The sequence below is a fragment of the Acinetobacter sp. V89_4 genome (assembly GCF_029967875.1).
Classification (GTDB): domain Bacteria; phylum Pseudomonadota; class Gammaproteobacteria; order Pseudomonadales; family Moraxellaceae; genus Acinetobacter; species Acinetobacter oleivorans.
In genome coordinates this window covers 89,279-101,520 of the sequence record NZ_JASCAI010000019.1, presented here as the reverse complement: position 1 = coordinate 101,520, position 12,242 = coordinate 89,279, and the positions used below count along the sequence as shown (strand labels likewise).

Sequence of the window (12,242 nt, the reverse complement as noted above, 5' to 3'; positions counted from 1 at the left end):
ATGATCGCTTTTTTATATCTAATGAATTTATTTTGGTAAAACTTGTAGTAATTCAATATCAAAAATTAAAGTGCTATTTGGACCAATCGTGTCACCAGCACCGACTTCACCATAAGCAAGATTGGCAGGAATAAAGAAACGCGTTTTTCCGCCTTCTTTCATGGTTTGTAGACCTTCTGTCCAACCTGCAATGACTTGGCTAAGCTGAAACTCAACTGGATGATTACGAGCAATCGAACTATCAAATACGGTTCCATCTAGTAAACGACCTTCATAATTCACTTTAACGCGAGAGGTAGCTTTCGGTTTTTGTCCATTACCTTCTTTTAACACTTGGTATTGGAGACCAGATTTAGTCGTTATCACACCAGATTTTTTTGCATTGTCAGCAAGAAATGCCGCACCTGCTTGAGCGTTTAGTTGACCTGTTTTTTGAAATTCGACGAGTTGTTTGGCTTCTAATGTTTTCTTATAGTCATTAATCGCTTTCGCCATTTCTTCATCAGTTAAGCGTGCTGTTTTACTCTGAGCACCTTCTTGGAGACCTTGGTAAAAAATATCAAGATTCAGATCTGTTAGCGCATCCGTATTATTACGACCCATTAAATAGCCGTAACTATAACTAAATTGTTCTTTTGCTGGACTTTTATTCGTTATAGGAGTTGCAGCAAAAACAGATAAACTCATTGTTGATGCTGCAATCATTAAACCGATTTTTTTCATGCTGTTTTCCAAAAAAAGAGAGTAGTGTTCTACTCTCCTGAATGTTTTTATTTCACTGAAATAAGTTCTACATCAAAAATCAGTGTACTGTTTGCTGGAATGCCAGGAACTTCCTGAGGACCATAGGCAAGATTTGATGGAATGAAGAAAGTCGCTTTACCGCCTTCTTTCATTAATTGAAGTCCCTCAGTCCAGCCTGGAATTACTTGATTAAGAGGGAACTCAACTGGTTCACCGCGTTTATAAGAACTATCAAAAACCTGACCGTTAATTAAACGCCCTTCATAATGTACTTTAACAACTGACTGAGCTGTTGGCTGCTTGCCAGTACCTTCTTTAGTAATGATATATTGCAAGCCAGAAGCTGTTGTTTTTACGCCAGCTTTTGATTTATTTTCTGCAAGGAATTGCGCATCTGCAGATTCAGGAGTAGCACCAGCAGCTTGCTCCGGTTTATTTTGTTGTTGCATTTTTTGCTGTAATTCTTTTTCATAAGCTGTTACAGCAGCTTTTAACTCTTCTTGAGTATAAGCGCTTGGTTGCTTGCTACGAGCATCATGAATCCCTTTCACAAATGCTTTTGTATCTAGCTCAGGTGGAGTTTGCTGAGCAACTTCATATCCAAGAACATAACTGATTTTTTCAATTGGAGAGGCATTTTTATTTGCCTTGCTTCCGACTTCTGTGGTCGGATGTTGGCTTGCATAATATACTGGTACAAGTGCAGCACCGCCTAAAACTACAGCGACAGCAATGGGTAAGGCTTTACTCATAAAAGGTTCCAAAAATAATCATTTGAGTCTAAAAGGCTGCTTTTGATCTTAGCATGCTTAAGCATAGAATGTTTAAGAAAAAAAACGAGTGGTTTTTTATATATTTTAGTTAGTTTTAGTAGGGATATACTTAAAAAAATCTTAAATAAAAAAACCGGATCATTTGATCCGGTTCTCTTATCACTTTACGATTAATCTTCTTTTTGTGCTTTATAAGCATAGGCATAGTTATAACCATAACCGTAGCCTGCGCTAGCACGTTGAATGTCATTGAGAATAAAGCCATTGACTTTAACACCCGCTTGTTCAAAGCGATTAAGTGTTAATTCAAGCTCTTTCATTTGTGACTTAGCATAACGGGCAACAATTAAGTTCACACCAGTATATTGCGAAATAATAATACCATCAGTTACTGCCAACACTGGCGGAGTATCAATAATGATATGGTCATATTGGCTTTGTAGCTGTTCAAGTAATTCTTTAAATTGGTTTGAGCTTAAAATCTCTGAAGGATTAGTTGGGCTCTTACCACGCGTAATCACATCAAGATTAGCAACTTGAGTTTTGTGCAGTACTTTTTGTAGATCAGCTTGCCCGCTTAATAATTCAGAAAGTCCTGGCTTAACATCAATATCAAAGTATTTATGCATATAACCACGACGCATATCTGCATCAATCAGTAATACACGTTTATCACCTTGCGCAAAAATTGTTGCTAAGTTCGTCGAAATAAACGATTTACCTACTTCTGGTGAAGGACCTGCGATCATAATGATGTTATTTTTCGCACTCGCTAATGCAAAGTGAATTGCAGTACGGATACTACGTAAGCTCTCAATTGCAATATCATCACTATTTTTAACAGCAAGAATAGGAATATTCTTTTTCTTCTTTAAAATTTTAACGCGACTTTCTTGAATTGGAGAGCGTGGAACTGTTGCATAGACTGGTAAATCCAATTCATTTTCAATTTGGCCAGAATCTTTAATTCCTGTACGTAACATATTACGTAATAAAGCAACTAAGGTTCCAAGAAAACCACCAGCAATAATGGCTAAAACTAGAACAATTAACTTTTGGGGTTTAATTGGTTCAACAGGTTCAACCGCAGTATCAACGATTCGGACATTGCCGATTTCACCGGCTTTTGCAATACGAAGTTGTTGATAAGAGTTGAGTAGAGCTGTATAGAGCTGGGTTTTTACTTCAACTTCACGATACAGCTGTAAATATTGACGTTGTACATCTGGTAATTGTTTTAAAGTACTATTGAGTTCACCAATTTGTTTATTAATAGCACCTAGCTGACCATTAATTTCACGCATTGCAGGGTGTTCAGCAGTATATTTTGCAGCCATTTCAGCCTGCTTTTGTTCAAGCTCTGCTTTCTTGGTTTCTAAAGTAATGCTTTGAGTTAAATAAAGCTCAGACTCTTTAGTCACATCAACAGTGTTGTACTGTTGACGGAACTTATTAAATTGACGTTCAGCATCATCAAGTTGTTTTTTTAGATCTGGTAATTGTTCATCCAGAAACTTTAAAGTTTGAGCCGACTCAGCTGAGCGGCGTTCAATATTTTGAGCACTATAAGTTGCTAAAATTGCATTTAAAATTTTGGTGATATGCTCTTTGTCTTGACCTTGATAATTTAAGCCTAAGACACCAGTGAGTTTACCGCGCTCTGCAACTGAATAATTTGAGCTAATAGCATTTACAGCAGCTGGTACAGATAGGTTGGTTATATTATAAGTAGCATCGAATTGATCTTTAGAAAAAATAGCAACTTTCCAAGTACCATGTGGTCCTGAAACTTGATTCAACTGATTAATTGGTACTGTTAAAATATTTTGTTCAGTACTAGGATCTGTTAATCGTAAAGATTGTTTATCAAAATTTAGAAGTAGATTCTTATCTAAATAATATGCCGGTACTTCAAATTGTCGAATTTCAAAACTTTTTAATCCATCTTTAAAAATAACTGAGTTTGTATTATATTCAGTTTTATAATTACTATCACTTAATAAACGATGGGTTAAGGTGTTTTCTGTACTAGAAACTTGTATATTTAAATGTAGGTTTTTAATGACAGAACCTAAAACCAAACGGGATTTTAAAATTTCTATTTCAGCTTGAGCAGGAGATTTTTGCTCAATCATTTGAGACAAATCTCCTAAAAGTGCAGCAGAAGCTCCTTTACTGTCCTCAACTTGAACCAAAGCATCAACCGAATAGGTGTCAGGTGTCACACGTAAATAGAGTAGTGCACATACAAGGCTCAAAATAATGCAGAGTGCAATTAATTTCCACTGAGCAATCAGTGAAAAAAACAATTCTTTTAAATCAATTGAATCTTCGGTATTGGTATTTTGGTTCATAAGCTTAAAATCTTGGCGTTAAATATAAGGTTTCCAGTCAGCAATACATTGTTGAATGAGTTGGCAGGTTTCATCAAAAACAGTTTGATCATGTTGGTAAGGATCAGGCACATTTCTGTTTTGCCAATGCCCTAAGCGATAGGTTTTTCCTTTTGCAAAGGGCCAAGTTTGTTCAATATGTTTTTGCTGGTTGTGACTCATGACCAAAATAAGGTCAGCTTTTTTAATATGTTCAGCATTTAACTTTCTTGCGATATGAGGCTGCATATCGATACCTAGTTGTTGCATACAAAGTCGGGCTTTTTCATCAGCTTGATGACCAATAAGCCCTGAAATGCCTGCAGATTCGATATTTAACTGGGGGTATTGCTGTTTTAAAAAATACTCAGCCATTGGACTACGGCAGATATTTCCAATACAAACCACTAAAATATTTTTAAACTGCATGACATTATTGTCCCAATCGATCTATATTATATAACGCGCTTGAGAACGGAATAATTTGGTTGACAACACGTTGCCAACGAGTCAAGCCGGTCGCATCGACATAGACTATATCATTACTACGTAGTCTAAACTGATTAGCTAAACCAAAGTCGCCAATGCTCATTAAGTTTAAATGATAGAGTTCGGTGGTTCGGTCATTTGGATTGGTGCGTAATACATAAATACGGCTAGCACTCGCAGATAAAGGGTTTAGACCTAAACTTTCACCTAATGCGTCACTTAGCGTCATACCCTGATCACGCATAGGTAATGCTTGGTTTTTTCCAGATTCACCCATTACATAAATTTTCTGATTTTCGCGAGTACTGACATAAAGTGTATCATTTGGCTGAACTAAGAGCTTATGCAATGAATAACCAGCTTTTTCTAAATCAATTGTGTTTAGATTATAGGTTTGACCATTTCGAATGAGTTGAATATAAGTATTATCACCCATTGTAGTAACACCGCCAGCCATACCAAGTGCTGAGTAAACACTAACAGGTTGATCACTTAAATAAAACTGTCCACCTTTTGTGACACTACCTTGCACAGAAAAGCGTTGGCCTTCGTAGGACAATACTCTTACAACAACATCAGGATTCTTCAAAAAACGAGCTAGTTGACTATGGAGCTCACGATTAACTTGAGAGAGTGATTTTCCAGCAGCTTTATAACGGCCAACTAGAGGGAATTGGATATAGCCACTCTGGTCAATTGGATATCCACTGGCCTGAATGGATTGCTCATTATTAATATTATTTACAGGAGGAGTAATTTCAGGATATGCCCAAAGTTGGATAGATAAAACATCTCCTGGACTTAGTCGGTATATAGGTTGTTGATTTTTAAATAAATTTGCATAGTCTCGTTGATAGTCAACTTGAGCAGGTTGTATCGCCGGGAGTGTTTCTTGAGAAATTTTAACCACATTAACCGTAGTTCCAAGATCAGTTTTATAAACACCTTCATTTGGAAGATCGTAAGTTTGAAAACCGGAAGTAACCGCACAACTTGCAGCACTTAAACTCAAGGTAAGAATAGAAAAAAACTGGCAATACTTCACACGCAACCCTTTGTGTATTTATCTTTAATTGATATTGTCCACTGCATAGTAACAAGTGTCTATTAAACGCAGGCTGAAATGATTCTAGCTGAAAAGAAATGAAAAAACATCGAAAAATCGTATAGCTTTGTATGTTTAATTTAAATGAAACACAATAATTATTGATAATTATTAGGAGAAGGGGGACTTACTTTAGACTTGATTATAAGTCTGTAAACACTTTTATACAATTGAAGTGTGGAGACAAAAAAAAAACTGATATAGTTACGATCGACGACATTCAGTCAACATGTATCATAATTTAAATATACAATTTGTAAGGAATAAGGCTAACTTTTATGCAACTTGCCGACTTAAAAATAGCAATTATTGGTTTAGGATATGTAGGCTTGCCATTGGCAGTTGAGTTCGGGAAAAAAGTGTCAGTAAATGGTTTTGATATTCATCAAAAACGTATTGATGAGCTTAAAAGTGGTCAAGATCATACTTTAGAAGTTACATCAGAAGAATTACAACAAGCGATTCACTTAAGTTATACAGCCAATTTAGAAGATTTAAAAGATTGTAACTTTTATATAGTAACCGTTCCAACACCTATTGACGATTATAAGCAACCTGATCTAACACCTTTAATTAAAGCATCGACTAGCATTGGACAAGTATTAAAAAAAGGGGATATTGTCGTTTATGAATCTACCGTATACCCAGGCGCTACAGAAGAGGTCTGTATTCCTGTTTTAGAAAAAGTCTCAGGATTGAAATTTAATAAAGACTTTTTTGCTGGGTACAGTCCAGAACGGATTAATCCTGGTGATAAGCTTCATCGAGTAACTAATATTTTAAAAATCACTTCAGGATCTACCCCTGAAATAGCTGAATATGTTGATGAGGTTTATAACTTAATTATTGAAGCTGGAACTCATAAGGCACCAAATATTAAAGTGGCAGAAGCTGCAAAAGTGATTGAAAATACACAGCGTGACGTCAATATTGCGCTTATAAACGAGTTAGCACTTATTTTTAATAAGTTAGATATTGATACCGAAGATGTACTTAAAGCCGCTGGTACTAAGTGGAATTTTTTACCTTTCCGTCCTGGTTTAGTGGGAGGGCATTGTATTGGTGTAGATCCGTATTATTTAACTCATAAGGCTCAAGCAATTGGATACCATCCAGAAATTATTTTAGCTGGACGTCGATTAAATGATTCAATGGGAGCCTATGTCGTTACTCAACTTGTAAAAGCGATGATAAAAAAGAAAATTCAAGTTGAAGGTGCTAAGGTTTTAGTTCTTGGTTTAAGCTTTAAAGAAAATTGTCCAGATATTCGTAATACTAAAGTTATTGATATTGTAAAAGAGCTACAAGAATATTATATGGATGTTGATGTTTATGATCCTTGGATTGATAGTGAAGAAACCCAACATGAATATGGAATTACACCAGTTAGCTCTCCAATAAGTGGTCATTATGATGCTGTAATATTGGCAGTTGCCCATGATCAGTTTAAAGAAATGGGTATTAATACCATTCGTTCCTTGGGGAAAAAAAGCCATGTTCTTTATGATCTAAAATATGTTTTCGCTCAGTTTGAGTCAGATATCCGTCTATAATATTGGTTGAGAAAAAATATGAGTCAATATGAATATATATTAAAGCAAGTTGAAGCTGAACCCAAAAAATGGTTAATCACAGGGGTTGCGGGTTTTATTGGTTCAAACTTATTAGAAACTTTATTAAAGTTGAATCAAACAGTTATTGGTTTGGATAACTTTTCTACAGGTCATCAATATAATTTAAATGAGGTGCAAAGTTTAGTTACTAGTGACCAGTGGAAAAATTTTACTTTTTATCAAGGTGATATTAGAAACTTTGAAGACTGTCAAAAAGTATGTGTGGATATCGACTATGTATTACATCAAGCAGCACTAGGCTCAGTACCTCGTTCAATTGCTGATCCTATACTAACGAACAGTGCAAATATTACTGGTTTTTTAAATATGTTAGTGGCGGCTAGAGATGCTAAAGTAAAAAGTTTTACTTATGCTGCTAGTAGTTCTACTTATGGTGATCATCCGGCTTTACCAAAAATAGAAGAAAATATAGGAAAGCCCCTTTCCCCTTATGCAGTTACGAAGTATGTAAATGAACTGTATGCAGAAGTTTTTGCACGAACTTATGGATTCAAAAGTATAGGATTAAGATATTTTAACGTTTTTGGAAAACGTCAAGATCCTAATGGTGCATATGCTGCGGTAATACCAAAGTGGACAGCAGCTATGATACAGGGCGAGGAAGTGTTTATTAATGGAGATGGTGAAACAAGTCGAGATTTTTGCTTTATTGAGAATACGATCCAAGCAAATATCTTAGCGGCTACTGCAAAAGATGAATCCAAAAATAAAGTTTATAATGTTGCAATGGGTGATAGAACAACATTAAATGACTTGTTTTCTGCTATTAAAACTGCATTAGATGACAATGAAATTAAATACAATAAACAGCCAGTATACCGTGAATTTAGAGCAGGTGATGTAAGACACTCACAAGCAGATGTTAATAAGATATCTACTAATTTAGGCTACAATGGCTTATATGATGTCTTTGAAGGTGTCAGAAAAGCAATGCCATGGTATATTCATTTCTTAAATGTTTAAATTAATTTTTTCACTTGCAGCTGTAACTACTTTAGCACAAGTATTACAGCTTATATCACAGCCACTATTGACACATTTATATACCAAAGAAAGTTTTGGTTATTTGTCAATAGTGGTTTCAATTGTCAGTTTTGGTTCAATTGTTTGCAATTTTCAATTTAATAATCTTGCTTTAATTGAGAAAAAAAATGTAGATAATATTTTTTTATCTGGATTGTTTTTTTCTTTAATTCTAGAGTTAATGTTTTTATTATTATTAGTATTATTTTCTTATCATATTTTTAAAGAAAATTTATTTTATTTTATTTTATTTACAATGCTATATTTGGCTTTTTATTGTTTTAATGCTTTATTTCGTGCTGTTCTCCTGAAAAAACAAAAAAATAAACTTTACTCTTGGGGAATTTTGATAAGAAGTTTTGTAGTAATAATTTCTCAAGTTCTATTTTCATTTTATTATAATTATTTTGGTCTAATTATCGGAGTGGTAATTGGTGAATTTTTATTAATGATTTTGGGATTATTGTTAGCAAAAAATATTGTTAAAATAAGATCTTTAGAAATAAAAAAAATTGCTGTTCCATTCCTAAGAAATAAAAAGTTTTTAATAATTGGTACTATTCAAGAACTATTCTCTACAAGCATGTTTATAGCTCCACTGCTATTGATCACTTATAACTTTTCTTATGCAATTGGTGGTGAATTTTCGGTCGTACATAAATTGTCTTGGGGGCCAGCTTTTTTATTAACACAAGTTGTTTCACCTGTGCTTCTTCAATTTATCTCAAATAAAGATTTTAAAGATACTTTTTTATATGATTATAAAAAATCAGTTTTATTTTTCATGTTTTTTTCAACTTTAATATATTTTACTTCTGAGTATGTATTTAAATTTTTTCTTGAACATGATTGGTATGAAGCTATTTGGATGTCTAAATATATTTTAATCTGGGTGGTTTCATTTGTTATGGCTCTTCCTTATAGAGTTCTACTTCGAGCAGAGGGAAAACAAATAATTCAGTTATATGTGGATATATTTATATTATTAGTTTTTTTATCTATTTTCATTTTTCATTTTTCATTTCATAACTATATCTATCTTATTTTTATATTTGGAGTTATAGGAAATTTTTTAATTATGTTTGCTGCGAATAAGTCTGTAAGAAGTAGAGGGTGGGTATGAAATATTTGGTGTTTTTAATACTTATATGCATGCTTTTTTTTATAAAAAATGCTGCAACTTCTTTATTAATATATGGTTTTTTTGCTGCTGATAGAGATGGCTATAGTTTTCTTGAATTTTTTTCAACTCTATATCCTAATTTTAAATTATATAGTCGGTCTTTATTCTTTGTTTTATTTGTTTATTCAATTATATATTTGTTTTTGAAAATAAGGAAATTAACAAAAGAAGAGTTTGTGAAAATTTTCTTAGCATTGATTATTTCTTTTTTAATTGTGTTTAATAGTCTGCTAAAAGATAATGACATTATATGGGCACTCTCAGTTCTCGTTTTCAATGGGATTCCTGTATATGTTATATGGTATATTATGGGGCTTCGTTATAATAATGATTATAAGTTTTTGGGATATATTTCTTTAAAAACAATTTTAGCTACTGCGGTATTGTTAATTCCTTTATTAGCTTTTTTAGATGGTAGTTTATATAAGGCAACTGAGGGTTTGTTTGTTAACGAAGTCTCAGATGTGAATTTATCATTACCTACAGGAGACTCTATAAAAGGAGCTTATTCGCGTTATTCTATATATCACAATCCTAATAGTTTGGGTTTTCATTCTGTTATAGGTATTTTAATAGGGATTTATTTCTTAGTTTTTAAGAAAAGAATATTAAAAATATTTGGTCTTTTCCTAATAGGTTGTGGGTGTATTGGATGGCTAAATTCTTTAACGCGCGGCCCTATGATATTTTTAATATTAGGATTTTGTTATATAGCCCTATTAAATATCTTTTATGGGAAAAGGCAAAATTTTGAAATCAAAATTTTATTGCTTTTGTCTTTGTTAGGAGTAGGGCTAGCAATATTTTTATTATCAGATATTTCAAAATATTTAATTCCTGATTCTAATGATAATTCAGTTGTAGACCGTTTAGAAGGTTATCTTTATTCTTTTGATGTCATTAAAACTCACTTTTTGTTAGGAGTCGGGAAAAATTGGGATTGGGGGCAATTCTACCCTCATTTTATGCCATTATCCTTAACAGCTGATCATGGAATTATTGTGGGGGTGCTTGAGAGTATTTCAATATTTATGGGGGGTATATATACCATTATTAAGGCTTCTAGAAACTATTTGACAATTTCTTCAAATAGAGAGAATTCATTGTTATCAATAATGTTGGTATTTATTGTAATTGGTATTGCTGTTACTAATAATTTTACAGCACCTGTGATATTTTGGATTATGTTGGCTCAAGCTGATTTGCTAAATAAGAGGGTAATAAATGGTTAAGCGTCTAATTGGTATTCTAAAGTATATATATTTTTTTATTTTCTCTAAAGTTAATCCTATTAAATATGCTAAATCTATAGGAGTAAATATGGGAGAAAATGTAAGATTTTATGGTATGAAACCATTTATGTTTGGTTCAGAACCATGGTTAATCACTTTAGGTAATAATGTCTATATTACTAGTGGTTGCCAGTTTGTAACTCATGATGGGGGAACTCTTATTTTAAGACAAAGAGATCCAAAATTAGAGATTACTAGCCCGATAAAGATAGGAAATAATGTCTATATTGGTATAAATTCTACAATACTGCCGGGAGTTGAAATTGGTGATAATGTAATTGTAGGAGCTGGTTCTATAGTAACTAAGTCATTAGAATCTAATAATGTTTATGCTGGTATTCCTGCAAAAAAAATAAAAACTTTAGATGAGTATTATCATAAATTAAAAGAGAATTCTCTTGAGATTGGTCATTTATCTGCTATTGATAAAGAGAAAGAGTTAAAGAGGATTTTTGGTATTAAATCATGAAAAAGAAAACTATAGCATATATTGGCCCTTTTTTATTTCCGTATGGACAGGCTGCCTCTAAAAGGGTTTTAGGAAACATAATTTTACTTCAAGACCTTGGTTTTGAAGTAATTGTAGGACATGGAGGTGATATAAAAGAAAGTGAATTTCATAATGATGAAACTAATATAAAGTGCTATGGTCTTGGTGAACTTTTTAGTGGTTCAAAAAAAATAGCTAGAGTGTTTAATCTTTTATTTAGAGGGGGGAATAATACTCTTGCATGGCTAGAAGGATTAGATGAAAAACCAGACTATGTGATTGTTTATGGCGGTTATCATAAATATGCTAAGAGTATCTTAACATATTGTAAGCGGAATAATATTAAAATAATTTTTGATATTGTTGAATGGTATGAACCTTCACAAATGATAGGCGGTAAATATGGATTTTTTTACAGAAGTTTTTTAAAAGCTTTTGAAAATGTTTACCCACAAGCTGATGGTGTTATTGTAATAGGCTCTAATCTAAAAGAAGTTTTTTGCAATTCTAAAGTAGTTATAATTCCTCCTTTGGTTTCCACTACTTCAACTAATACTCCTAGTGTAAATAATGGAATTCTTTCTTTAATATATGCTGGTAATATTGGAAATAAAGATAATTTACTGCAAATTATACGAGTTGTTGATAAACTTTCATCGGATTATAAAATTAAACTTGATGTATTTGGGCCAACCAGAGAAGAAATAGAGTTAAAATATAATATTAATATAGTTAATGAAAGTATTAATATTCATGGTAAAATTAAACAAGAAGAAATAAATAGTTTTATCTCTAGAGCTGATTTTACAATTTTTACTCGACCTGATACACATTGTAATAAATATGGATTCCCTTCTAAGTTTGTAGAAAGTCTATCTTTAGGTGTGCCTGTAGCCACAAATTTAACTTCTGATATTGGATTATATTTGAAGGATGAATATAATGGCTTTATTATTTCTGATTGTTCTGAAAATGCGATAGATACAACTATTAGAAAAATGTTAATGCTTTCTCAAGCACAAAAAATAACTATGAAAGAGAATGCATTTAGGACAGCTGAAGAACACTTTTCTTCAAGATCATTATTGTTACGTGAAAATGTATCTAATTTTTTTAATAGTTTTAGCTAAGAAATCT

The 12,242-nt window shown here is 32.7% G+C and carries 11 protein-coding genes; 6 read left to right on the top strand and 5 right to left on the bottom strand.

Going from position 1 to position 12,242, the window contains the following annotated elements; all coding sequences use genetic code 11:
* Positions 1 to 27 precede the first annotated feature (27 nt).
* The 5 genes from QLG01_RS07345 to QLG01_RS07325 all read right to left on the bottom strand — a co-directional run bounded on the left by QLG01_RS07345 (position 28) and on the right by QLG01_RS07325 (position 5,423).
* Positions 28 to 723: an FKBP-type peptidyl-prolyl cis-trans isomerase gene (locus tag QLG01_RS07345; protein WP_005308951.1), complete on the bottom strand. Its 696-nt coding sequence runs from the start codon at positions 721 to 723 to the stop codon at positions 28 to 30.
* Positions 724 to 770: 47 nt separating this feature from the next.
* Entirely contained in the window at positions 771 to 1,496 is a 726-nt protein-coding gene (locus QLG01_RS07340) for an FKBP-type peptidyl-prolyl cis-trans isomerase (protein WP_049838324.1), read from the bottom strand.
* 191 nt (positions 1,497 to 1,687) lie between these two features.
* Positions 1,688 to 3,871: a polysaccharide biosynthesis tyrosine autokinase gene (locus QLG01_RS07335; RefSeq protein WP_282496145.1), complete on the bottom strand. Its 2,184-nt coding sequence runs from the start codon at positions 3,869 to 3,871 to the stop codon at positions 1,688 to 1,690.
* 18 nt (positions 3,872 to 3,889) lie between these two features.
* On the bottom strand, positions 3,890 to 4,318 hold the full coding sequence (locus QLG01_RS07330; RefSeq protein WP_282496144.1) for a low molecular weight protein-tyrosine-phosphatase: 429 nt from the start codon (positions 4,316 to 4,318) through the stop codon (positions 3,890 to 3,892).
* Positions 4,319 to 4,322: 4 nt separating this feature from the next.
* Entirely contained in the window at positions 4,323 to 5,423 is a 1,101-nt protein-coding gene (locus tag QLG01_RS07325) for a polysaccharide biosynthesis/export family protein (RefSeq protein ID WP_282496143.1), read from the bottom strand.
* A gap of 338 nt (positions 5,424 to 5,761) precedes the next feature.
* Between QLG01_RS07325 and tviB the strand changes: the two genes are divergently transcribed.
* Genes tviB through QLG01_RS07295 form a run of 6 tightly spaced genes read left to right on the top strand, consistent with a single transcriptional unit; the run spans position 5,762 to position 12,235 of the window.
* Entirely contained in the window at positions 5,762 to 7,036 is a 1,275-nt protein-coding gene (tviB, locus tag QLG01_RS07320; protein ID WP_282496142.1) for a Vi polysaccharide biosynthesis UDP-N-acetylglucosamine C-6 dehydrogenase TviB, read from the top strand.
* A gap of 18 nt (positions 7,037 to 7,054) precedes the next feature.
* Positions 7,055 to 8,080, top strand: a complete 1,026-nt coding sequence (locus tag QLG01_RS07315) for an NAD-dependent epimerase/dehydratase family protein (protein ID WP_282496141.1) — start codon at positions 7,055 to 7,057, stop codon at positions 8,078 to 8,080.
* Complete coding sequence (locus QLG01_RS07310) at positions 8,073 to 9,263, top strand: oligosaccharide flippase family protein (RefSeq protein WP_282496140.1); 1,191 nt, start codon at positions 8,073 to 8,075, stop codon at positions 9,261 to 9,263. Before QLG01_RS07315 ends, QLG01_RS07310 begins: the two co-directional genes overlap by 8 nt.
* Positions 9,260 to 10,555, top strand: coding sequence for an O-antigen ligase family protein (locus QLG01_RS07305; protein WP_282496139.1), 1,296 nt, complete (start codon positions 9,260 to 9,262; stop codon positions 10,553 to 10,555). The genes QLG01_RS07310 and QLG01_RS07305 overlap by 4 nt, the downstream gene beginning before the upstream one ends.
* Positions 10,548 to 11,084 carry an acyltransferase gene (locus tag QLG01_RS07300; protein WP_282496138.1) on the top strand — a complete coding sequence of 179 codons (537 nt, stop codon included), beginning with the start codon at positions 10,548 to 10,550 and terminating at the stop codon, positions 11,082 to 11,084. Before QLG01_RS07305 ends, QLG01_RS07300 begins: the two co-directional genes overlap by 8 nt.
* Positions 11,081 to 12,235: a glycosyltransferase gene (locus QLG01_RS07295; protein WP_282496137.1), complete on the top strand. Its 1,155-nt coding sequence runs from the start codon at positions 11,081 to 11,083 to the stop codon at positions 12,233 to 12,235. The genes QLG01_RS07300 and QLG01_RS07295 overlap by 4 nt, the downstream gene beginning before the upstream one ends.
* Positions 12,236 to 12,242: the final 7 nt, after the last annotated feature.

Excerpts from the sequence above, each read along its gene's own strand:
- QLG01_RS07345 (WP_005308951.1), bottom strand. The coding sequence starts at position 723 with ATGAAAAAAATCGGTTTAATGATTGCAGCATCAACAATGAGTTTATCT.
- QLG01_RS07340 (WP_049838324.1), bottom strand. The coding sequence starts at position 1,496 with ATGAGTAAAGCCTTACCCATTGCTGTCGCTGTAGTTTTAGGCGGTGCT.
- QLG01_RS07335 (WP_282496145.1), bottom strand. The coding sequence starts at position 3,871 with ATGAACCAAAATACCAATACCGAAGATTCAATTGATTTAAAAGAATTG.
- QLG01_RS07330 (WP_282496144.1), bottom strand. The coding sequence starts at position 4,318 with ATGCAGTTTAAAAATATTTTAGTGGTTTGTATTGGAAATATCTGCCGT.
- tviB (WP_282496142.1), top strand. The coding sequence starts at position 5,762 with ATGCAACTTGCCGACTTAAAAATAGCAATTATTGGTTTAGGATATGTA.
- QLG01_RS07315 (WP_282496141.1), top strand. The coding sequence starts at position 7,055 with ATGAGTCAATATGAATATATATTAAAGCAAGTTGAAGCTGAACCCAAA.
- QLG01_RS07310 (WP_282496140.1), top strand. The coding sequence starts at position 8,073 with ATGTTTAAATTAATTTTTTCACTTGCAGCTGTAACTACTTTAGCACAA.
- QLG01_RS07305 (WP_282496139.1), top strand. The coding sequence starts at position 9,260 with ATGAAATATTTGGTGTTTTTAATACTTATATGCATGCTTTTTTTTATA.
- QLG01_RS07300 (WP_282496138.1), top strand. The coding sequence starts at position 10,548 with ATGGTTAAGCGTCTAATTGGTATTCTAAAGTATATATATTTTTTTATT.
- QLG01_RS07295 (WP_282496137.1), top strand. The coding sequence starts at position 11,081 with ATGAAAAAGAAAACTATAGCATATATTGGCCCTTTTTTATTTCCGTAT.